Origin of the sequence: Paraburkholderia sp. DD10 (assembly GCF_049177125.1) — a bacterium.
Taxonomy (GTDB): domain Bacteria; phylum Pseudomonadota; class Gammaproteobacteria; order Burkholderiales; family Burkholderiaceae; genus Paraburkholderia; species Paraburkholderia terricola.
The window spans coordinates 1,420,350-1,440,451 of record NZ_CP185393.1 but is presented as its reverse complement, the minus strand read 5'-3'; the positions used below and the strand labels follow the sequence as shown (position 1 = coordinate 1,440,451).

The 20,102-nt window shown below is 63.8% G+C and carries 18 protein-coding genes; 12 read left to right on the top strand and 6 right to left on the bottom strand.

Annotated elements, in window-relative coordinates; genetic code table 11:
- Nucleotides 1–37: 37 nt before the first annotated feature.
- From puuE to ACOCG7_RS21835, 4 genes are all read left to right on the top strand, one after another.
- Nucleotides 38–988 (top strand): allantoinase PuuE, encoded by a 951-nt coding sequence (gene puuE, locus ACOCG7_RS21850; protein WP_244744979.1) that lies wholly within the window; start codon nucleotides 38–40, stop codon nucleotides 986–988.
- Nucleotides 985–1,506 (top strand): 2-oxo-4-hydroxy-4-carboxy-5-ureidoimidazoline decarboxylase, encoded by a 522-nt coding sequence (gene uraD, locus ACOCG7_RS21845; RefSeq protein WP_244744005.1) that lies wholly within the window; start codon nucleotides 985–987, stop codon nucleotides 1,504–1,506. The genes puuE and uraD overlap by 4 nt, the downstream gene beginning before the upstream one ends.
- A 73-nt stretch (nucleotides 1,507–1,579) precedes the next feature.
- Entirely contained in the window at nucleotides 1,580–2,590 is a 1,011-nt protein-coding gene (gene alc, locus ACOCG7_RS21840; RefSeq protein WP_244744007.1) for an allantoicase, read from the top strand.
- Nucleotides 2,590–3,102 (top strand): ureidoglycolate lyase, encoded by a 513-nt coding sequence (locus tag ACOCG7_RS21835; RefSeq protein WP_244744998.1) that lies wholly within the window; start codon nucleotides 2,590–2,592, stop codon nucleotides 3,100–3,102. Before alc ends, ACOCG7_RS21835 begins: the two co-directional genes overlap by 1 nt.
- Before the next feature lie 112 nt (nucleotides 3,103–3,214).
- On the opposite strand, the gene ACOCG7_RS21830 is transcribed toward ACOCG7_RS21835, so the two are convergent.
- From ACOCG7_RS21830 to uraH, 4 genes are all read right to left on the bottom strand, one after another.
- Complete coding sequence (locus ACOCG7_RS21830; RefSeq protein ID WP_421379946.1) at nucleotides 3,215–4,570, bottom strand: type II toxin-antitoxin system HipA family toxin; 1,356 nt, start codon at nucleotides 4,568–4,570, stop codon at nucleotides 3,215–3,217.
- Entirely contained in the window at nucleotides 4,567–4,833 is a 267-nt protein-coding gene (locus ACOCG7_RS21825; protein ID WP_073428123.1) for a helix-turn-helix domain-containing protein, read from the bottom strand. The genes ACOCG7_RS21830 and ACOCG7_RS21825 overlap by 4 nt, the downstream gene beginning before the upstream one ends.
- Nucleotides 4,834–5,078: 245 nt before the next feature.
- On the bottom strand, nucleotides 5,079–6,272 hold the full coding sequence (locus tag ACOCG7_RS21820) for a urate hydroxylase PuuD (RefSeq protein ID WP_244744009.1): 1,194 nt from the start codon (nucleotides 6,270–6,272) through the stop codon (nucleotides 5,079–5,081).
- Nucleotides 6,273–6,470: 198 nt separating this feature from the next.
- On the bottom strand, nucleotides 6,471–6,824 hold the full coding sequence (uraH, locus tag ACOCG7_RS21815; RefSeq protein ID WP_114162574.1) for a hydroxyisourate hydrolase: 354 nt from the start codon (nucleotides 6,822–6,824) through the stop codon (nucleotides 6,471–6,473).
- A 537-nt stretch (nucleotides 6,825–7,361) separates the two neighbouring features.
- Here uraH and ACOCG7_RS21810 point away from each other — a divergent pair.
- On the top strand, nucleotides 7,362–8,750 hold the full coding sequence (locus ACOCG7_RS21810) for an 8-oxoguanine deaminase (protein ID WP_244744011.1): 1,389 nt from the start codon (nucleotides 7,362–7,364) through the stop codon (nucleotides 8,748–8,750).
- A 71-nt stretch (nucleotides 8,751–8,821) separates the two neighbouring features.
- Here ACOCG7_RS21810 and ACOCG7_RS21805 read toward each other — a convergent pair whose 3' ends face one another.
- Nucleotides 8,822–9,754 carry a LysR substrate-binding domain-containing protein gene (locus ACOCG7_RS21805; protein ID WP_073428085.1) on the bottom strand — a complete coding sequence of 311 codons (933 nt, stop codon included), beginning with the start codon at nucleotides 9,752–9,754 and terminating at the stop codon, nucleotides 8,822–8,824.
- Nucleotides 9,755–10,004: 250 nt separating this feature from the next.
- Between ACOCG7_RS21805 and ACOCG7_RS21800 the strand changes: the two genes are divergently transcribed.
- The 4 genes from ACOCG7_RS21800 (at nucleotide 10,005) to ACOCG7_RS21785 (ending at nucleotide 14,941) form a co-directional block, all read left to right on the top strand.
- Complete coding sequence (locus tag ACOCG7_RS21800; RefSeq protein WP_244744012.1) at nucleotides 10,005–11,606, top strand: ABC transporter ATP-binding protein; 1,602 nt, start codon at nucleotides 10,005–10,007, stop codon at nucleotides 11,604–11,606.
- Between the two features lie 45 nt (nucleotides 11,607–11,651).
- Complete coding sequence (locus ACOCG7_RS21795) at nucleotides 11,652–12,758, top strand: ABC transporter permease (RefSeq protein ID WP_244744013.1); 1,107 nt, start codon at nucleotides 11,652–11,654, stop codon at nucleotides 12,756–12,758.
- Nucleotides 12,759–12,836: 78 nt separating this feature from the next.
- Nucleotides 12,837–13,766, top strand: a complete 930-nt coding sequence (locus tag ACOCG7_RS21790; RefSeq protein ID WP_114162571.1) for an ABC transporter permease — start codon at nucleotides 12,837–12,839, stop codon at nucleotides 13,764–13,766.
- Nucleotides 13,767–13,834: 68 nt separating this feature from the next.
- Entirely contained in the window at nucleotides 13,835–14,941 is a 1,107-nt protein-coding gene (locus ACOCG7_RS21785) for a BMP family ABC transporter substrate-binding protein (RefSeq protein WP_244744014.1), read from the top strand.
- Nucleotides 14,942–15,084: 143 nt separating this feature from the next.
- Here ACOCG7_RS21785 and ACOCG7_RS21780 read toward each other — a convergent pair whose 3' ends face one another.
- Nucleotides 15,085–15,291 carry a dodecin gene (locus ACOCG7_RS21780; RefSeq protein WP_073428090.1) on the bottom strand — a complete coding sequence of 69 codons (207 nt, stop codon included), beginning with the start codon at nucleotides 15,289–15,291 and terminating at the stop codon, nucleotides 15,085–15,087.
- A 289-nt stretch (nucleotides 15,292–15,580) separates the two neighbouring features.
- On the opposite strand from ACOCG7_RS21780, the gene ACOCG7_RS21775 reads away from it, so the two are divergent.
- The 3 genes from ACOCG7_RS21775 to ACOCG7_RS21765 all read left to right on the top strand — a co-directional run bounded on the left by ACOCG7_RS21775 (nucleotide 15,581) and on the right by ACOCG7_RS21765 (nucleotide 20,069).
- Nucleotides 15,581–17,173: an ABC-F family ATPase gene (locus tag ACOCG7_RS21775; protein WP_073428091.1), complete on the top strand. Its 1,593-nt coding sequence runs from the start codon at nucleotides 15,581–15,583 to the stop codon at nucleotides 17,171–17,173.
- A gap of 152 nt (nucleotides 17,174–17,325) precedes the next feature.
- Nucleotides 17,326–18,750 (top strand): aldehyde dehydrogenase family protein, encoded by a 1,425-nt coding sequence (locus ACOCG7_RS21770; RefSeq protein WP_114162570.1) that lies wholly within the window; start codon nucleotides 17,326–17,328, stop codon nucleotides 18,748–18,750.
- A gap of 128 nt (nucleotides 18,751–18,878) precedes the next feature.
- On the top strand, nucleotides 18,879–20,069 hold the full coding sequence (locus tag ACOCG7_RS21765) for an NAD(P)H-dependent flavin oxidoreductase (protein WP_244744015.1): 1,191 nt from the start codon (nucleotides 18,879–18,881) through the stop codon (nucleotides 20,067–20,069).
- The last annotated feature ends 33 nt before the right edge of the window (nucleotides 20,070–20,102 follow it).

Here is a 20,102-nt window from a genome sequence, read left to right as displayed (position 1 = left end):
CGACTTTCATGTACCGTCACCACGCATTCGTCAAACCATGCCACTCGACCCGAACTACCCACGCGATCTGATCGGCTACGGCCGCCACCCGGTGCAGGCGAACTGGCCGGGGCAAGCACGCGTCGCGGTGCAATTCGTCCTGAACTACGAAGAGGGCGGTGAAAACTGCGTGCTGCACGGCGATCCGGGCTCGGAGCAGTTCCTGTCGGAGATCGTCGGCGCGGCGTCTTTTCCGGCTCGTCACATGAGCATGGAGTCGATCTACGAATACGGCTCGCGCGCCGGCGTGTGGCGCATCCTGCGCGAATTCGAAAAGCGTGGCTTGCCGCTCACGGTGTTCGGCGTCGGCATGGCGATCGAACGCAATCCCGACGTGGCGCGCGCCTTCGTCGAACTCGGTCACGAGATCGCCTGCCACGGTTATCGCTGGATTCACTATCAGGACATGTCGCCGGAGAAGGAGGCCGAGCATATGCGTCTCGGCATGCAAGCGATCGAGCGCGCGACCGGCGAGCGGCCGCTCGGCTGGTACACCGGGCGCGACAGTCCCAACACGCATCGTCTGGTGGCGGAATATGGCGGCTTCCTGTACGACTCCGATTACTACGGCGACGATCTGCCGTTCTGGATGGAGGTCGACGTAACGGGCGGCGCGAAGGTGCCGCAACTGATCGTGCCGTATACGCTCGACACCAACGACATGCGCTTCGCCAGCCCGCAAGGCTTCAACACCGCGGACCATTTCTTCACGTATCTGCGTGACGCATTCGACGTGCTGTACGAAGAAGGCGACGAAGCGCCGAAGATGCTGTCGATCGGCATGCACTGCCGCCTGCTCGGCCGCCCTGGGCGCTTTCGCGCGCTGCAACGTTTTCTCGATCATCTCGAACAGCACGATCGCGTCTGGGTGACGCGGCGCGTCGATATCGCGCGGCACTGGCGCGACCATCATCCTTATCAACCGGGCGGCCGCGGAGCGGCGGCATGAAGGCGATGCACTACACCCTGGCGCAACTCAACCGCATTCCGGCCGACGCGTTCGTTGCGGCGCTGTCGGGCATTTTCGAGCACTCGCCGTGGGTCGCGGAAATCGCCGCGCGGCAGCGGCCGTTCAGCAGCATCGACGAATTGCATCGGAAGATGTCGCAGATCGTCGAAACGGCCGGCGAGGAGAAGCAGCTCGCGTTGATCAACGCTCACCCGGAACTCGCGGGGAAAGCGGCGGTGCGCGGCGAACTGACGGCCGAGTCCACGCGCGAACAAAGCGGCGCGGGTCTCGCTCAATGCACCCAGGAGGAATTCGACAAGCTGGTCGCGCTCAATCGCGCGTATCGCGAGAAGTTCGGTTTTCCGTTCATTCTCGCGGTGCGCGGCTATGACCGCCACGGCATCATCGCGAACTTCGAGGCGCGCGTGAACAACAGCCGCGCCGACGAACTGCGCGCGAGCCTCGATCAGATCTACCGCATCGCACGTTTGCGGCTCGACGATCTGATCGACGCGTAGATCGTTAAGCGCGCGTCGCGATCCTCGAACCGAAACGTTTTCCCGGCATCAACCAACACCAAGGAAGATAAAGATGGCACTCCCGATTCTCGACCCCAACGCACCGGAATTCACGCGCCGCTATGTGAACCTGGCGGACCCGCGTCTGGGCGCGCAGGCGCTCGAGGCCAGCGACGAATTCTTCGCACCGAAGGAACGCATGCTGAATCCCGAGCCGGCCGTCTTCATTCCGGGCAAGTACGACGACAACGGCAAGTGGATGGACGGTTGGGAAACGCGCCGCAAGCGCGCCACCGGCTACGACTGGTGCATCGTGAAGCTCGCGCGCGCTGGCGTGATCAAGGGGCTCGACCTCGATACCAGCCACTTCACGGGCAACTTTCCGCCTGCGGCTTCCGTGGAAGCCGCGCGCGTGACGGACGGCGTGCCGAACCAGTCGACGCAATGGACCGAAATCGTTCCGTCCACCACCTTGCAAGGCAACAACCACCACTATCACGAAGTCAGCGACCCGAATGCGTACACGCATTTGCGCGTGAACATCTATCCGGACGGCGGCATCGCGCGTCTGCGCGTGTACGGTCAGCCGCAAGTCGACTGGGCGGGCGCGAGCCGCACCGAGCAGTTCGATCTGGCCGCGATGGAAAACGGCGCGTATCTGGTCGCGGCGAACAACCAGCATTTCGGCGCGGCCTCGACGATTCTGATGCCGGGCCGTGGCGTGAACATGGGCGACGGCTGGGAAACGCGCCGCCGCCGCGAACCGGGCAACGACTGGGCGATCGTCGCGCTGGCGCAGCCGGGCGTGATCAGGAAAATCGAAGTGGATACGGCCCACTTCAAGGGTAACTATCCCGACCGCTGCTCGATTCAGGCCGCGTACGTGACGGGCGGCACGGACAGCTCGCTCGTCACGCAAGCGATGTTCTGGCCGGTGCTGCTCGGCGAACAGAAGCTGGAGATGGACAAACAGCATGACTTCGAAAGCGAAATCGCCGCGCTCGGTCCTGTCACGCATGTGCGCTTTAACATCATTCCGGATGGCGGCGTGTCGCGTCTGCGTCTGTGGGGCACGCTCGCATGATGAAAACGCTGGCGATCGAACCGTTGACCAAGAAAGCGTTCGCCGCATTCGGCGACGTCATCGAACTCGAAGGCGCGAAGCAGATTCCGATCAATCTCGGCACGACGATCCGCTATCACGATCTCGCGAAAGTGGACGTCACCGACGAGAACGGCCGCACGCTGGTGAACCTGTTTCGCGGACAGCCGCGCACGTTGCCGTTCGAGGTGACGATGCTGGAGCGTCATCCGCTAGGCAGCCAGGCGTTCGTGCCGCTGAACGACAAGCCGTATCTCGTGGTGGTGGCGCCGGCGGGTGAACTCGACGCGCAGCGGATTCGCGCATTCGTGACGAGCGGCTGGCAGGGCGTCAATTATGCGAAGGGCGTTTGGCATCATCCGCTGATCGCGCTGGGCGAGGTGAGCGACTTCATCGTCGTGGATCGCGGCGGCGAGGGGCTCAATCTGAATGAGCAGGATCTGGCTGAATCGCTGTGGCTCACCGAGGATGCGTTGAGCGCGGTGACTGTTTGAAGCGCATTGCTTCGGCGCAATGAGCGGGTTGTCAATGCTGATGCGAAAGCCCACGGCGCAGGCCGTGGGCTTTCGCTTTTGTGAGCGGGGGTGGTGGACGGGATCGGCGTGTTCAGCTACGCTTGGCGAGTAGCGGTGACCGCCCGATTACTTCACGCGCGCGTTCCGCCGGCTCAGGTGCGGAAAAGCCGGCGGCTTCGATCGCCGGTTTGAGTCCCTTGAACTGAAGGCTTTTTTTCGGTGATCGCAATGAGGTCATCCCGTCGTCCCATGCGTGCAGCATCTGCTTGGCGACGTTGCGCCATGGCGGCTCGTTGCGTGCCGCTTCGATCAACTCGTGACCGACTGCGACGGCCGAATCGCACAATGCTTCGACCATCTGCGCATATTGCCGCGGCGGAATCCCCATGCGGGTGTTGAAAAAACGCTCCAGTGTTTTGCCGGCCGCCCAGCTTTTGCGGCCGTCGATCGGAAGCCCCGGCGGGTTGGCGGCGAAACGCGGATAAGCCTGAGTCGTGACGATGTCGTAGACGGGCGTGAACGTGACGTCGTCCACCGACGTGTAGAGCAGCGCGATGTTCTTCGTATGACAGTCGGCGTTGCGCACGACATAGTTGGTCAGCAGATGCCAGCCGAGCCGTTCGAGTTGCTGCCGCATGCTGTCGCGATCGAGCAGATAGGCCTTCGCGGCATTGAGCATCTTTTCGCTGGTGGAGTTGTATTTCTCATGCGGCGGTAAGCCCAACAGGCCGCACAGGTCCTCGACACCATACGCCGGCAATCCGTGCGCATCCACGTCGAAACGTTCGACGATCAGCGCCCGGCCATCGTCCGACATCTGCGTACGCGCGACCGGCGCCACACCGAGCCGTTCGAGTACGCGCATCGAATGGAACTCGTTGAAGCCGAGAAACGGCGTGTTGTCGTCGGAGCCTTTGACGATATGGCGGCTCGTGCGAATCGTCGGTTTGCCCAGTGTCACCGGCATTGGCGTGGAGGTGCCGGGGGCCTGGGCTTGCGGCGCGATGAACTTCGGCACCGCGCCGGAAATGGCGGCGCGCGCGTAGTCGCGCACCAATGCGGCGAAATGCTCGGCCGTGTTGTCGCCGTGCAGAATATCCCGCACGTCCAGCGCTTGCAGGTCGGTGCCTGGCGGCATGCCCTCGGGTGTGACGGTGACGCGTCCGATCCCCATCGCGCCCACCACGGCCAGCAGCGAGAGATCGGTGCCGTCGAGCAAGGGCCCGAATTGTTCGCGAATCAGGTTCAGCAGATAACCTTCCGGCAGGTTCTGCCGGAAAAACGGATGCAGGTCGCGCGGCCAGCGCCACGCTTCTTCACGCACCGGCATGGTCAGGCTGACGAAGTCGGCGGCCGTCGCGTCGCGGTTGTATTTGAGGACATAGTCGTCACGCTCGCGAAACAGCGTGGCGACGTTCTTGCCCAGCACCTGGACGTCGAGCCTCATGAATTCTGATCCGGCATGCGTTGCTCGGCGAGGATGTCTTCGAGCGTGCGTGCGTGCCCATGCGCCACGACCTTGAGATCGTAGCCCGCCGCTTCGAGCAGGCGTACGAGGACGGACACGCTCATGTCGTTTTTAGCGAGCGTTTCCATGCGTGCGACCGTAGTGCGAGCAACACCGGCCCGGCGCGCCAGTTCTTCTTGCGAGAGCCTGGTTTCGCGCCGTATGGCGCGCAGCATATCGGAGACGTCAGCGAGATTGGTCATTTGTAGCCCCAAGGCCTCAATTTTCATCATTTCATCTTTATTGTAGCCCGTGAGCGACAAATCGTGGTCGAGGATTTGTATCTCAAGGGCTACAAACCAGCGGAGAAATTCGATTTTTGTGTCCCAAAGGCTACATTTATACGCAATGTCGCTGCGCAAATCCCAAAATAAAAACGGGTTCCCCGCTCGCGCGAAAAACCCGCCTCATACCTCACCGAAACCGGGCCTCCCGCCCGGCCATTCGACTACTTCACCGCACCGCCTTCGAACCACGCGGCGATCTTCATGCGCTCGTCGTCGGTCATGTGCGTGACGTTGCCGAGCGGCATCGCTTTCAACGTCACCGCCTGCTGATAGATCCGCTGCGCGTTCTGCGAGATTTCATCCGGCGTATCGAGCAGCACGCCGGCCGGCGCGCTGCCCATCATCGTCGGATGCGCCGAGTGGCAGGCGGCGCAGCGCTGTTGCAGCACCGGCGCGATGTCGGCCACCTTGACCGCCGGCGCGTTCGCGGCCTGCGCTTGCGGCACCATCGGCTTGGGCATGGTCCAGAACAGCGCGCCGAACATCAGCACGACGCCGACTATCGGCAGATACCACAGCACCTGGCCGCGGTGACGCATCACGAAGAACTGGCGGATCAGCGCGCCGGCCAGCATGATGATGACGAGCACCGCCCAGTTGTACGGATGCGTGTAGGTCATCGCGTAGTGATTCGACAGCATCGCGAACACCACCGGCAGCGTGAAATACGTGTTGTGCACCGAGCGCTGCTTGCCGCGCTTGCCGTAGACCGGATTCGGCGTATCGCCCTTGAGCATTGCGTCGACCATCTTGCGCTGGCCCGGAATGATCACGAAGAACACATTCGCCGACATGATCGTCGCCAGCATCGCGCCCATGATGAGGTAAGCCGCGCGGCCCGCGAAGATATGGCACGCGAGCCACGTCGCGATCAGCACATAAGCGCCGACGCAGATGCCGAGCACCGTATCCCGGTTGCCGAGAATGCGGCACAGCGAGTCGTAGACGATCCAGCCCGCGGCGAGAAAGCCGAGCGCCGAGGCCACCGCGACCACCGGACCCATGTCGAGCACGTTCTTGTCGATCAGATAAGTCGTGGGTGAGAACAGATACAGCACGGTAAAGAGTGCAAAGCCCGACAGCCACGTGGTGTACGAGGGCCACTTCGACCAGTGCAAATCTTCCGGCATTTCCGGCGGTGCGACGGTGTACTTCTGCATGTTGTAGAAGCCGCCGCCGTGCACGTGCCACAGTTCGCCGAACACGCCGCGTTTGCGCTGGTTCGGGTCCCGCGGCGGTTTGAGGCTGTTGTCGAGCGCGACGAAATAGAACGACTCGCCGATCCATGCGATCGCGGCGACGACGTGAAACCAGCGAATCGCCAGATTCAGCCAGTCGGTGATAAAGCCTTCCATGAAACTCCTCCACTTCTGATTCGTTTTACGCGCGACGCCGCGAGTGCCTTGATTGCCTTTTCAGGGATCCGCCGAGCGCGGGTAATCGGCATGCAACGCGTGATCGCGCGGAATGCGGGGTGAAAGACGCGGTGCGCTCAGTTCGCACGGCGCCGTTGTTCTGGGCACGCGGATCGCACGTCCCCATGGCGTGTTTCCTCAACTGCCTCGATACGTGCTGTACGACCACGGCGACACTAGCAGCGGCACGTGATAGTGCGCGGCGGGGTCGGCCACGCCGAAACGCAGCACCACACGGTCGACGAAACGCGGCTCCGGCACCTTCGTGCCGATCGACGCGAAGTAATCGCCGGCGCCGAATACGAGTTCGTATTCGCCCGCGACCAGTGCGTCGCCTTCGAGCAGCGGCTGATCGCAGCGGCCGTCGCTATTGGTGAGGGTGGATTTGAGCGCGCGGCGCGTGTCGCCCGAGAGCGCGAAGAGTTCGACCTTGATGCCCGCGCCGGGACGGCCGTTCGCGGTGTCGAGCACATGGGTGGTGAGCTTTCCCATTCGCAATTTTCCTTATGTGAATGCGAGGTTTCGGCGGCGGCCCGATCCAGATACGTTTGCGGCGGATCGAGGCTCCACGTCAGTGGCTACATACCCGTCGGCGAAATGAAGCGAGCGCCGTGGCATCCATTGTAAAAAGCTTGTTCGTGTCGGTGCGCGCGAGATAGGAAAGATAATAGCTGGCGCATGACGGACACTCCGCTGAAAGCCGCCACGAGCCGTTTCGTTCGACCCGTGCAGTGGATTCGATCGTAGCGGGGTCAAAAAAGACCCACTATATCGCCGGCGTGAAGTTGGGTATGGCACCGGCGCGAGTTGTCAGCGTTATTTTGGCCGTCGAAGGTTACGGCTGTGCGCCGCAGCAAACGCGAGTCGAACCTTAGCCTAACCTGACTCACGCGCGGCGCCACCCGAAGACGGCGCAAACACGCTGGGTAACCGGGCCAACGGCGTTCGACGGAACGCGGCGGCACGGCGAGCGTGCCATCGCATCGCGTTCGAACGGCTTTGCACGGCAAGCATGAAGCGGAGAAACGAATGACGATGGAGCAAGCGGTCAACGAGCCGAAAAGAACGATGCTGGTGAAGCACGCGGACGTACTGGTCACGATGGACGGCGCGAGGCGCGAACTGCGCGACGGCGGCCTGTATATCGAGGACAACCGCATCGTCGCGGTCGGCCCGACGGCGGAGTTGCCGCCAAGCGCCGACGAGGTGCTGGACATGCGCGGTCAACTGGTGATTCCGGGGCTCGTCAACACGCATCACCACATGTATCAGAGCCTGACGCGCGCGCTGCCCGCCGCGCAGAACGCCGAGCTGTTCGGCTGGCTGACGAGTCTCTACAAGGTGTGGGCAAACCTCACGCCGGAAATGATCGAAGTCTCGACGTTGACCGCGATGGCCGAGCTGTTGCTCTCCGGCTGCACGACCTCGAGCGATCATTTGTATATCTACCCGAACGGCAGCCGGCTCGACGATAGCATCGCGGCCGCGCGCCGGATCGGCATGCGTTTTCATGCGGCCCGCGGCAGCATGAGCGTGGGCCGCAAAGACGGCGGCTTGCCGCCGGATTCGGTGGTGGAACGTGAAGCGGACATCTTGCGGGACACGCAGCGACTGATCGAGACGTATCACGACGAAGGGCGTTACGCGATGCTGCGTATCGTGGTCGCGCCATGCTCGCCGTTTTCGGTGAGCCGCGATCTGATGCGCGAATCGGCGGTCATGGCAAGGCAATACGGCGTGTCGCTGCACACGCATCTCGCGGAAAACGTCAACGATGTCGCGTACAGCCGCGAGAAGTTCGGCATGACGCCGGCCGAATATGCGGAAGACCTCGGCTGGGTCGGCCATGACGTTTGGCATGCGCACTGCGTGCAACTCGACGAAGCCGGCATCGAACTGTTCGCGCGGACCGGCACGGGCGTCGCGCACTGTCCGTGCTCGAACATGCGGCTCGCGTCGGGCATCGCGCCGGTCAAGCGGATGCGTCTTGCCGGCGTGCCGGTGGGATTGGGCGTCGACGGTTCGGCATCGAACGACGGCGCGCAGATGATCGCGGAAGTGCGTCAGGCGCTGCTGTTGCAGCGAGTCGGTTTCGGCCCGGATGCGATGACCGCGCGCGAAGCCCTGGAAATCGCGACGCTCGGCGGCGCGCAGGTGCTCGGTCGCGACGACATCGGCGCCTTGGCGCCGGGCATGGCGGCGGACTTCGTGTCGTTCGATCTGCGTCAGCCGCTCTTCGCGGGCGCGTTGCACGATCCGGTCGCGGCGCTGGTGTTCTGCGCGCCGTCGCAGGTGAGCTACAGCGTGATCGGGGGCAGGGTAGTCGTGAAGGACGGACGGTTGACGACGCTGGAACTCGGACCGGTCATCGAGCGGCACAACCGCTTGGCGCGGACGCTTTACGAGGCGGCGGCGTAAAACCGCAAGAACGGCAAGCGATGCTATCGACATGCATGCAGCCTGGATGCCGATAGCGGAGCGCCAGGGTTTCAGGGCTTGTCGATCAACGTCCGGGTCGCCTCGGCGACCAGACCGCGCAGCCAGCGTACTTCGTCGGAGTAGTGCACGCGTTCGTGCCACAACTGGTAGTACTGCATCGGCGGGAAATCGAGCGGGGCGGGCACCACGGTGAGCGGCAGGAACTTCGCGTAGTAGTCGGCAAAGAGGCGCGTTGTCGTGAAGATCAGATCGGACTTGATGAGCACATACGGCGCCAGGTTGAAGTACGGCAACGTGACGACCACGTGACGCTTCAGGCGCTCACGCGCGAGATGCACGTCGATCGCGCCGCGCTGGCCCACCGAATACGGAGTCGGCGCGAGATGCGGTGCATTGAGGTACTGGTCGAGCGTGAGCCCGCCGCGTTTGGCGAACGGATGCGCGTTGCTCATCAGGCAGACGATCTGATCGACGAACAGATTCGACAGATGCAATTGCTCCGGCGGCTCGGGCCAGTTGCCGACCACGATGTCGAGCTTGCCGTCCTCGAGCGCGAGTTCATAGTCGAAGGCGGGGCCGAGCGAATGGAATTCGAGCGTCGCGTTCGGCGCGGCCTGGCGAAAACGTTCGACCACCGTCGGCACGAACAGCACGTTCAGGTAGTCCGGGCAGCCGATGCGATAGCAGCGGATCGAGGTCGCCGGATCGAAGTTGTGCTGCTGGAACTTGATGCGCTCGATTTCGCGCAGCGCGTTCTGCACCGGTTCGAGCAGGCGCAGGCCGTATTCGGTCGGCACCATGCCGGATTTGCCGCGCACCAGCAGCGGGTCGCCGGTGATGTCGCGCAAACGGCGCAGCGCGGCGCTGATGGCGGGTTGCGATTGATTCAGCTTGACGGCGGCGCGTGTCACGCTGCGCTCCATCAAGAGGGTGTGCAAGACGCGTAGTAGATAGGTATCGATCGCCTCGCGTTGCTGGCTCATGACTTCTCCGAAATATATGTTCTGGCTGATCGAATGGGCGTGTGGGTATATGCGTTTTAATATGGACGAAAAACCGCGTCAAGGGTGGCATACCCGCAAAGCAAGCAGTGGCGCGGGTTTGCGGGAATTTTGAAGGCTCGACTGAGTGGGTCGAATTAGGTATCGTCATCCGGTTGTGGTGACGGATCGTCTGCCGGCAAGGCGGGCGGACGCGTTGTAACCGGCAGTCACCGACGTACTACGGAAACACATGAGCGACTCTTCTTATAGCGACGGCGCCGCCGCGCAGCCGGCAACGACGCCGGAACAGGCGGCCCCCCGGCTGGTGCTCGAGGGCATCACCAAACAGTACCCGGCCGTGCGCGCCAACGACGATGTCACGTTGATCGTCGCGCCGGGTGAAATCCATGCGGTGCTCGGCGAAAACGGCGCCGGCAAGAGCACGCTGATGAAGATCATCTACGGCGCGGTGCGGCCCGACGCCGGCGAGATTCGCTGGGAAGGCGAGGCGGTCGAGATCGCGAGCCCGGCGGCCGCGCGCAAGCTCGGCATCGGCATGGTGTTCCAGCACTTTTCGCTGTTCGAGACGCTCACGGTCGGCGAAAACATCGCGCTCGCGCTCGACGAGCCCTTCGACCTGAAGACGCTGTCCAAACGCATCCGCGAAGTCTCCGCCGATTACGGCCTCGACATCGACCCGCAGCGTCACGTGCATAGCCTGACGGTGGGCGAGCGGCAACGCGTGGAGATCGTGCGCTGTCTGTTGCAGAACCCGCGCCTGCTGATCATGGACGAACCGACTTCGGTGCTCACGCCGCAAGCGGTGCGCAAGCTGTTCGAGACGCTGCGGCGTCTCGCCGCCGAAGGCTGCAGCATTCTCTACATCAGCCATAAGCTCGACGAAATCCAGGAACTGTGCGACACCGCCACCGTGATGCGCGGCGGCCGCGTGACCGGTCACGTGAAGCCGAAAGAGGAAACGCATGCGTCGCTCGCGCAGTTGATGGTCGGTCATTCGCTGCCGGATTACACGCGTCGTGAGCACAAGCCGGGCGCGGTGCTGCTCGACGTGCAACGGTTGTCGGTGACAAGCGACGATCCGTTCGGCACCTCGCTCGAGAACGTGTCGTTCGGCGTGCATGCCGGCGAGATATTCGGCATCGCGGGCGTGTCGGGCAACGGGCAGGCCGAATTGCTGTCGGCGCTCTCGGGCGAAAAGCGCGGTGTGCGCGCCGATGCGGTCACGATTTGCGGCAAGGCGGCGGGGCGGCTCGGCGCGGGCGCGCGGCGCGCGCTCGGCTTCGGCTTCGTGCCGGAAGAGCGGCTGGGCCGCGGCGCGGTGCCGGCGATGACGCTGTCGGAGAACGCGCTGCTCACCGCGCATCGGCAGCAGATGGTGAACTCCGGCTGGATCAAGGCGGGCGCGATGCGCGCGTTCGCGAGGCGCTGCATCCAAGCCTTCGACGTGCGCTGCGGCGGTTCGGAAGCGTTGGCGCAAAGTCTCTCCGGCGGCAATCTGCAGAAATACATCATGGGCCGCGAGATATTGCAGTCTCCCAAGGTGCTGGTGGTCGCGCAGCCGACCTGGGGCGTCGACGTCGGCGCGGCGGCGTTCATTCGTCAGCAGTTGCTGGATTTGTCGGCGCGTGGCGTGGCGATCCTGGTGATCTCCGAGGAACTGGAGGAACTGTTCGACATCTGCGACCGCATCGCGGTGCTCGCGCGCGGCAAGCTCTCGCCGGTGCGCGCCACCGGCGCGACCAACGCCGAGGAAATCGGCCGCTGGATGGCGGGCCTGTTCGGCGACCGCGAGGGCGCGGCGCCTTCGGCGGAACAGCCGGCGCACGCCTGAAGCGGATCGGCAGCGCCAGAACCCCAACATAACGACACGCTACCCATGATTCTTCCGTATCGACTCGAAGCACGCACCACGCCCTCGCGCGCGATGCAGCTTGCCGTGCCGCTGATCGCCGCGTTGCTCACGCTCGCGATCGGCTTTCTGATCTTCGGCCTCGTCGGCCGTGATCCGCTGCAGGCAATGCACGCGTTTTTCATCGAGCCGCTTGCCAGCGTGAACGGCTGGTCCGAACTGCTGCTGAAAGCGTCGCCGCTGTGCCTGATCGGCCTCGGCCTCGCGATCGGCTATCGCGCCAACGTCTGGAACATCGGCGCGGAAGGGCAGATGCTGCTGGGCGGCATCGCCGCGAGCGGCGTCGCGATCTATTTCGATCAGGCCACCGGCTGGTGGATTCTGCCGACCATGATGGCGGCCGGCGTGCTCGGCGGCATGGCGTGGGCCGCCATTCCCGCGCTGCTGAAAAGCCGCTTCAACACCAACGAGATTCTGGTCAGCCTGATGCTCACGTATGTGGCGACGCAATTGCTGATCTATCTGGTGAGCGGCCCGTGGCGCGATCCGCAAGGCATGAATTTCCCGCTCTCCGAAATGTTCAGCGGCGACGCGCTGTATCCAACCTTTTCCGGCGACTGGCACTGGAAATGGCTGCGCGGCACGCGTCTGAACGCGTCGCTGTTCGTCACGCTGATCGCGATTCCGCTCGTGTGGCTGTTCATGCGCAAGAGCTTCGCGGGCTACCGGATGAACGTCGGCGGTCTCGCGCCGCTCGCCGCGCGCTACGCCGGTTTCTCCGACAAGAAAACCATCTGGACGTCGCTGCTCATCAGCGGCGGCCTCGCGGGCCTCGCCGGCATGGGCGAGATTTCCGGCCCGATCGGCCAGTTGCAGGCCACGTGGTCGCCGGGCTATGGCTTCACCGCGATCATCGTCGTGTTCGTCGGACGGCTGCATCCGCTCGGCATCGTGCTCGCGAGCCTGCTGATGGCGCTGCTGTACCTCGGCGGCGAAGCGGTGCAGACCTCGATGCAGTTGCCGCAGGCGCTCTCCGGCGTGTTCCAGGGGCTTCTGCTGTTCTGCCTGCTGGGCGCCGACCTGTTCGTGAACTACCGCGTGCGCCGCCGTTCGCTGGCGCCGCAGGTTCACTGATCGGCTCACTCGCTCATTCGCCGATTGGCTCGCTGATCGGCTGACTCATTGGCTCACTGATTTTTCACGCCGGATCTCATGGATATTCAACAAGCCAGCGCGCTCACCTCGAGCGCCGTCACCGCCGCGATTCCGCTGATGTTCGCGGGCGCGGGCGAACTCGTCGCCGAGAAGTCGGGCGTTCTGAACCTCGGTGTCGAAGGCATGATGCTGATGGGCGCGGTGACCGGCTACGCGGTCACCGCGATCACCGGCAACCCGTGGCTCGGCGTGCTCGCCGCGATCGGCGCGGGTCTCGCGATGTCGCTGCTGTTCGCGTTCCTCACGCTCACGATGCTTGCCAACCAGGTCGCCACCGGCTTGTCGCTGACGATCTTCGGCATCGGCCTGTCCGCCTATGTCGGCAAGCCGTACACGTCGGCCGCCGTGCGCGAGACGATCGGAACATGGACCATTCCCGGCCTCTCGAAGATTCCGGTCATCGGTCCCGCGTTCTTCAGCCTCACGCCGCTCGACTATCTCGCGTTCCTGATGTTCGCCGTGATCGGCTGGTTCCTCTATCGCACGCGCGCGGGCCTCGTGTTGCGCTCGGTCGGCGAATCGCCGCAAGTCGCGCATTCGGTCGGCTTTCCGGTGGTCGGCGTGCGCTACGGCGCGGTGGCCTTCGGCGGCGGCATGGCGGGACTCGCGGGCGGCTATTACTCGATCGTCAATCTGCATTTGTGGCAGGAACAGCTCACCTCGGGCCGCGGCTGGATCGCGCTCGCGCTGGTGGTGTTCGCGACGTGGCGGCCGGGTCGTCTGTTGATCGGCGCGCTGCTGTTCGGCGCCGTGACGGGCCTGCAGTTTTACGCGCAGGCGATCGGCGTGCCCGTGCCGACGCAATTCCTCGCGATGCTGCCGTACGTCGCGACGGTCGTCGTGCTGGTGCTGATTTCGCGCAACCCGAACACCATTCGCCTGAATGCGCCAGCATCGCTCGGCAGGCCGTTTTTCTCGGCGGGCTGATTGCGCGGCCATGCGCACGTTTCATTGATTCGACACACTCACATTCGACAGACACGACAGGAGAAAACATGAAGAGAAGCAATCTGCTGACCGCTTTCGCAGGGGGCGCGGCGTCGCTGGCGCTGGGGGCGGCGTTGAGCGCGCCGCTCGCGCAAAGCGCGCAGGCTGCGGAGCCGCCGGGCGTCGCGTTCGTCTACCTGGGCAATCCGGGCGATGCCGGCTGGACCTTCGCGCACGATCAGGGCTCGAAGGAAGCCGAAGCGAAGTTCGGCGGCAAGGTCAAGATCACCCGCATCGAGAACGTGCCCGAATCGGCCGACTCCGAGCGCGTGTTCCGCGATCTGGCGAACAAGGGCAACAAGATCATCATCGGTTCGAGCTTCGGCTACCAGGACTTCGAACTCAAGGTCGCGAAAGATTTTCCCGACACCGTGTTCCTGCACGCAACCGGCTACAAGAAGGCGCCGAACTTCGGCACCTACGACGTGCGCATGTATCAGGGCGCGTATCTGGCCGGCGTCGCCGCGGGCTACGTGACGAAGACCAACACGCTCGGCTTCGTCGCCTCGGTGCCGATTCCCGAGGTGATCCGCAACATCAACGCGTACACGCTCGGCGCGCGCTCGGTGAATCCGAAGGTGCATACCAAGGTCATCTGGATCAATAGCTGGTTCGATCCGGGCAAGGAGAAGCAGGCCGCTGAAACGCTGATCGGCCAGGGCGCCGACGTGCTGCTGCAAAACACCGATTCGAGCGCCACGCTCGCGACCGCATCGGCCAAGCACGTGCACGCGTTCGGCTGGGATTCGAACATGAAGAAGTTCGGCCCCGACGCGCACCTCGGTTCGGTGGTCGCGCACTGGGGCGTGTATTACAACGCGGCGATCCAGCAGGTGCTGGACGGCAAGTGGAAGAACGATCCGGTATGGTGGGGGATTCCGCACAAGGCCGTGGATCTCGAAGACCTGAACACGTCGGCGCTGCCGGCCGACGCGCAGAAGAAGGTCGCCGCGAAGCGCGACGAACTGGCGGGCGGCAAGTGGGACGTGTTCGCGGGCCCGATCAAGGATCAGGCGGGCGCGGTGAAGGTGCCGGCCGGCAAGACGCTGACCGATCCCGAACTGCAACGTCTGAACTGGTATGTGGAAGGCGTGGACGGCTCGCTGCCGAAATAAGCTCGGGGCTTGCGGCTGAAGCGCGTGGTGATCGGCGGGCAAGCGCTTTTAGCACGCTGTGCAAGGAGCTGCGTCCAAGGCGGACGCAGCTTTTTTCGTTTCGGCGCTTCGGGTTTTGCGTAGCAGGCAAGCGCAACGCCGCGTTACTCGATACGCAAGCCGACCTTGATGGTCACCTGCCAGTAAGCGACTTTGTCGTCCTCGATCTGGCCCCGCGTTTCCGTGACTTCGAACCAGTGCAGATTGCGCAAGGTTTTCGACGCTCGGGCGATCGCGGTGCTGATGGCGTCGTCGATCGATTTGGTCGACGAACCCGTGAGTTCGATCTGCTTGTAGACGTGGTCTGACATGAACTTCCTCCTTTCCTCTTCGTGGGTGTCCAAAAAGTATAGGCAACGGATCGCGCGCGCCGCCGGCACCGTTCGCCGTTCGAACGAGCGTTGTCGCACGTCGCGTACCCGATAAATGGGGCGGGTGGCGAACGCGAGGCCAGGCGGGCCAGTCGCCACGCCTTCGTGGACGCGCGGCCCGCGCCGCGCGGCGCTGAAGCCGGCCGCAGGCCGCGCGCGCAGGTTAAATTCGCGATAACCTGCTAAAATATGCGGTTTTTCGCCGATATCACATTCAAAGGGACGCGCCGTGCTGTCTACCGCCAATATCACCATGCAATTCGGGCCAAAGCCCCTCTTCGAGAACATCTCGGTCAAATTCGGGGAAGGGAACCGCTATGGCCTGATCGGTGCGAACGGCTGCGGTAAATCCACCTTCATGAAGATTCTGGGTGGCGATCTGGAGCCGAGCTCGGGCAACGTGATGCTCGAGCCGAACGTGCGCCTCGGTAAATTGCGCCAGGACCAGTTCGCCTATGAAGACGTGCGCGTGCTCGACGTCGTGATGATGGGCCACACCGAAATGTGGGCCGCGATGACCGAGCGCGACGCGATCTACGCGAACCCCGACGCCACCGACGACGACTACATGCACGCCGCCGAACTCGAAGCGAAGTTCGCCGAGTACGACGGCTATACGGCCGAGGCGCGCGCGGGTGAACTGCTGCTCGGCATCGGCATCGCGATCGAAGACCACAACGGCCCGATGAGCAACGTGGCGCCGGGCTGGAAACTGCGCGTGCTGCTCGCGCAGGCGCTGTTCTCGAAGCCGGACGTGCTGCTGCTGGATGAGCCGACCAACAACCTGGACATCAACTCGATCCGTTGGCTGGAAGACGTGCTGAACCAGTACAACTCGACGATGATCATCATCTCGCACGATCGCCACTTCCTGAACCAGGTCTGCACGCACATGGCGGATATGGATTACGGCACGCTGAAGGTCTATCCGGGCAATTACGACGACTACATGCTGGCGAGCACGCAGGCGCGCGAGCGTCAGCAGAACGCCAACGCGAAGGCGAAGGAACGCGTGGCCGATCTGCAGGACTTCGTGCGCCGCTTCTCGGCCAACAAGTCGAAGGCGCGCCAGGCCACCAGCCGTCTGAAGATGATCGACAAGATCAAGATCGAGGAATTCAAGCCGTCGTCGCGGCAGAACCCGTTCATCCGCTTCGAGTACGAGAAGAAGCTGCACAACATCGCGGTGGTCGCCGAGCGCATCACGAAGAAGTACGAGCGCACCATCTTCAACGACTTCAGCATCAGCGTGCAGCCGGGCGAGCGGATCGCGATCATCGGCGAGAACGGCGCCGGCAAGACCACGCTGCTGCGCGCGTTGCTCGGCAAGCTGCAACTCGACCACGGCACCGTGAAGTGGGCCGAGAACGCGAACGTCGGCTACATGCCGCAGGATACCTACGAGGAATTTCCCGACGACGTCACGCTGATGGACTGGATCGACACATACCGCAAGGAAGGCGACGACGAGCAGATGGTGCGCGGCACGCTCGGCCGGCTGCTGTTCAATGCGGACGATATCCGCAAGTCGGTGAAGGTGCTGTCGGGCGGCGAGAAGGGCCGCATGATCTGGGGCAAGCTGATGCTGGGCCGCCACAACGTGCTGCTGATGGACGAGCCGACCAACCACATGGACATGGAGTCGATCGAATCGCTGCAAATCGCGCTCGACAAGTTCGAAGGCACGCTGATTTTCGTCTCCCACGACCGGGAGTTCGTGAGCGGACTCGCGAATCGCATCATCGAAGTGAAGACCAACGGCACGCTGAACGACTTTGGCGGCAACTATGAAGATTTCCTGTTGAGCCAGGGCGTGCAGTAAGGTTTTCGAGCCTCTCGCCCAGGCGTCATGTGACACCGCCAGGCCCGCTTCCTCGAAGCGGGCTTTTTTCATGGCCCGAAGATTGCGCACAGTCAGGCATCGTGGCGCTGACTAGAATGGAAAGATCAATCCCGAGCCACGGACGGACCATCATGAAGACCTACGACAAGCTCTATATCGACGGCAAATGGATCGCGCCGTGCGGCACCGGCACGATCGACGTGATCGACTCGGGCACCGAGGAGGTCATGGGCCGCATCCCGGAAGGCATCGAAGCCGATGCGGAAAACGCGATTGCCGCCGCGCGCGTCGCCTTCGACGCCTGGGCCGCGACGCCGCCCGCCGAACGCGGCGACTATCTGCGCAAGATCGCAGCGAACCTGAAGGCGCGCACCGACGAACTGGCCGCGCTGATCGCCGGCGAAGTCGGCATGCCGTTGAAACTCGCGCGCGCGATTCAGGTGGGCAGCCCGATCTACAACTGGGGTGCCTACGCGAAGCTCGCAGCGGAGTTCCAGTTCGAGGAGCGCGTCGGCAATTCGCTGGTGGTGCGCGAGCCGGTCGGCGTGGTGGCGGCGATCACGCCGTGGAACTATCCGCTCAACCAGATCACGCTGAAGGTCGCCGCGGCGCTCGCCGCGGGCTGCACGGTGGTGCTGAAGCCGTCGGAGGTCGCGCCGTTGAATGCGTTCGTGCTCGCCGAGGCGATCCACGAAGCCGGCTTGCCGGCCGGCGTGTTCAATCTGGTGAGCGGTTACGGACCGGTGGTGGGCGAGGTGCTCGCGAGCCATCCGTCGGTCGACATGGTGTCGTTCACCGGCTCGACACGCGCCGGCAAGCGGGTGTCCGAGCTGGCGTCGGCGACGGTCAAGCGCGTCGCGCTCGAACTCGGCGGCAAATCGGCCTCGGTCATTCTCGACGATGCGAATTTCGCGGCGGCGGTGAAGGGCACCGTCGACGCATGCTTCCTGAACTCCGGGCAAACCTGCTCCGCCCACACGCGCATGCTGGTGCCCGAGGCGCGCTACGACGAAGCGCGCGCGCTCGCGAAGCAGGCCGCCGAGGCGTACGTCGCCGGCGATCCGCGCAACGAGACGACCCGGCTCGGACCGTTGGCTTCGGCGCTCCAGCAGTCGCGTGTGCAGCAATACATCGCGAAGGGCGTCGAGGAGGGCGCTGAACTCGTGACCGGCGGGACGGGCCTGCCGGATGGTTTATCCAGGGGCTTCTTCGTGAAGCCGACGGTATTCGGCCGCGTGCATCCGAAGGCGACGATCGCGCAGGAGGAAATCTTCGGCCCGGTGCTCTCGATCCTCACGTACAAGGACGAGGAAGAAGCCGTGCGAATCGCCAATGACTCACCCTATGGACTCGGCGGCGCGGTATGGGCCGGCAGCGACGAGCGCGCGGCCGGCGTCGCGCGGCGCATTCGCACAGGCCAGGTCGACATCAACGGCGGAGCGTGGAATATGGCCGCGCCGTTCGGCGGTTTCAAGCAGTCGGGGTTTGGGCGCGAGAACGGCGTCTATGGACTCGACGAATACCTCGAGTTCAAATCCATGCAATTCAAGTTGTGATCCGCATGACCGGCGTCAACTAGGCATCACAAGCGCTGAAGTCGCGAACAGGCTCGTTGATCCAGCGCAACGCAAGCCGCACCCGACGGTCGATTATTTGCGTTTCGATAGTCACCGCTCGGGGCGCCATGCTCACTTCTCATTCCTTTTCACCGCTCGTCATCCGCGGCCGCTCGTTACTGCCTATCGTGCAGGGCGGCATGGGCGTCGGTATCTCCGCCCATCGCCTTGCCGGCAGCGTTGCCCGCGAGGGCGCGCTCGGCACCATCGCCAGCATCGACTTGCGCCATCACCATCCCGACTTGCTCGAACGCTGCGCTCAGTCGCCGGACCGGGCGACTCTGGAGCAGGCGAATCTGACCGCGCTGGCCCGCGAGATTCATGCCGCGAAGGCACTCAGCGAAGGCCGCGGCATGATCGCCGTGAACGTGATGAAGGCAGTCAGCGCGCAGGCGGACTACGTGCGCGTCGCGTGCGAGAGCGGCGCGCACGCGATCGTCATGGGCGCGGGTCTGCCGCTCGATTTGCCGGATATGACCCAGGGCCACGACATCGCGCTGATTCCGATTCTCTCGGATAGCCGCGGCGTCGCGCTCGTGCTGAAGAAGTGGATGAAAAAAGGCCGCTTGCCCGACGCCGTGGTGATCGAACATCCGGCGCACGCAGGCGGCCATCTCGGCGTCACCCATCTTGCCGACATGCACGATCGACGCTTTGACTTCGCGCGCGTTCTCGAGGAACTCGAGACGGTCTTTACCTCGCTCGGCCTGAAGCGTGACGACGTACCGCTGATCGTCGCGGGCGGCATCAATAGTCATGAAGCGGTGCGCGAACTGCTCGACGCCGGGGCGAACGGCGTGCAACTCGGCACGCCGTTCGCCGTCACCGAGGAAGGCGACGCGCATCCGAACTTCAAGCGCGTGCTGGCCGAAGCCGCGCCCGAGGACATCGTCGAATTCGTCAGCGTGACGGGGCTGCCCGCGCGTGCCGTGAAAACGCCGTGGCTGGTGCGCTATCTGCGCCAGGAAACGAAGATCCGCGAGAAGGTCGGCGCGCTCAAACATGCCTGTCCGACCGCGCTCGAATGCCTGAGCGTGTGCGGCTGGCGCGACGGTATCGAGAAGTTCGGCCACTTCTGCATCGACACGCGGCTCGCCGCGGCATTGCGCGGCGACGTCGCCAACGGCCTGTTCTTCCGCGGCCGCGAGGCTTTGCCGTTCGGCTCGGCCATTCGCAGCGTGCACGATCTGATCGAACTGCTGCTGACCGGCGCAACGCGACCGTCGGTCGCAGGGCGCTGGGCGTTTTTCCTGGGTTGATACCGGTCAATGTAGGGGCTGACGAGAGCTTCG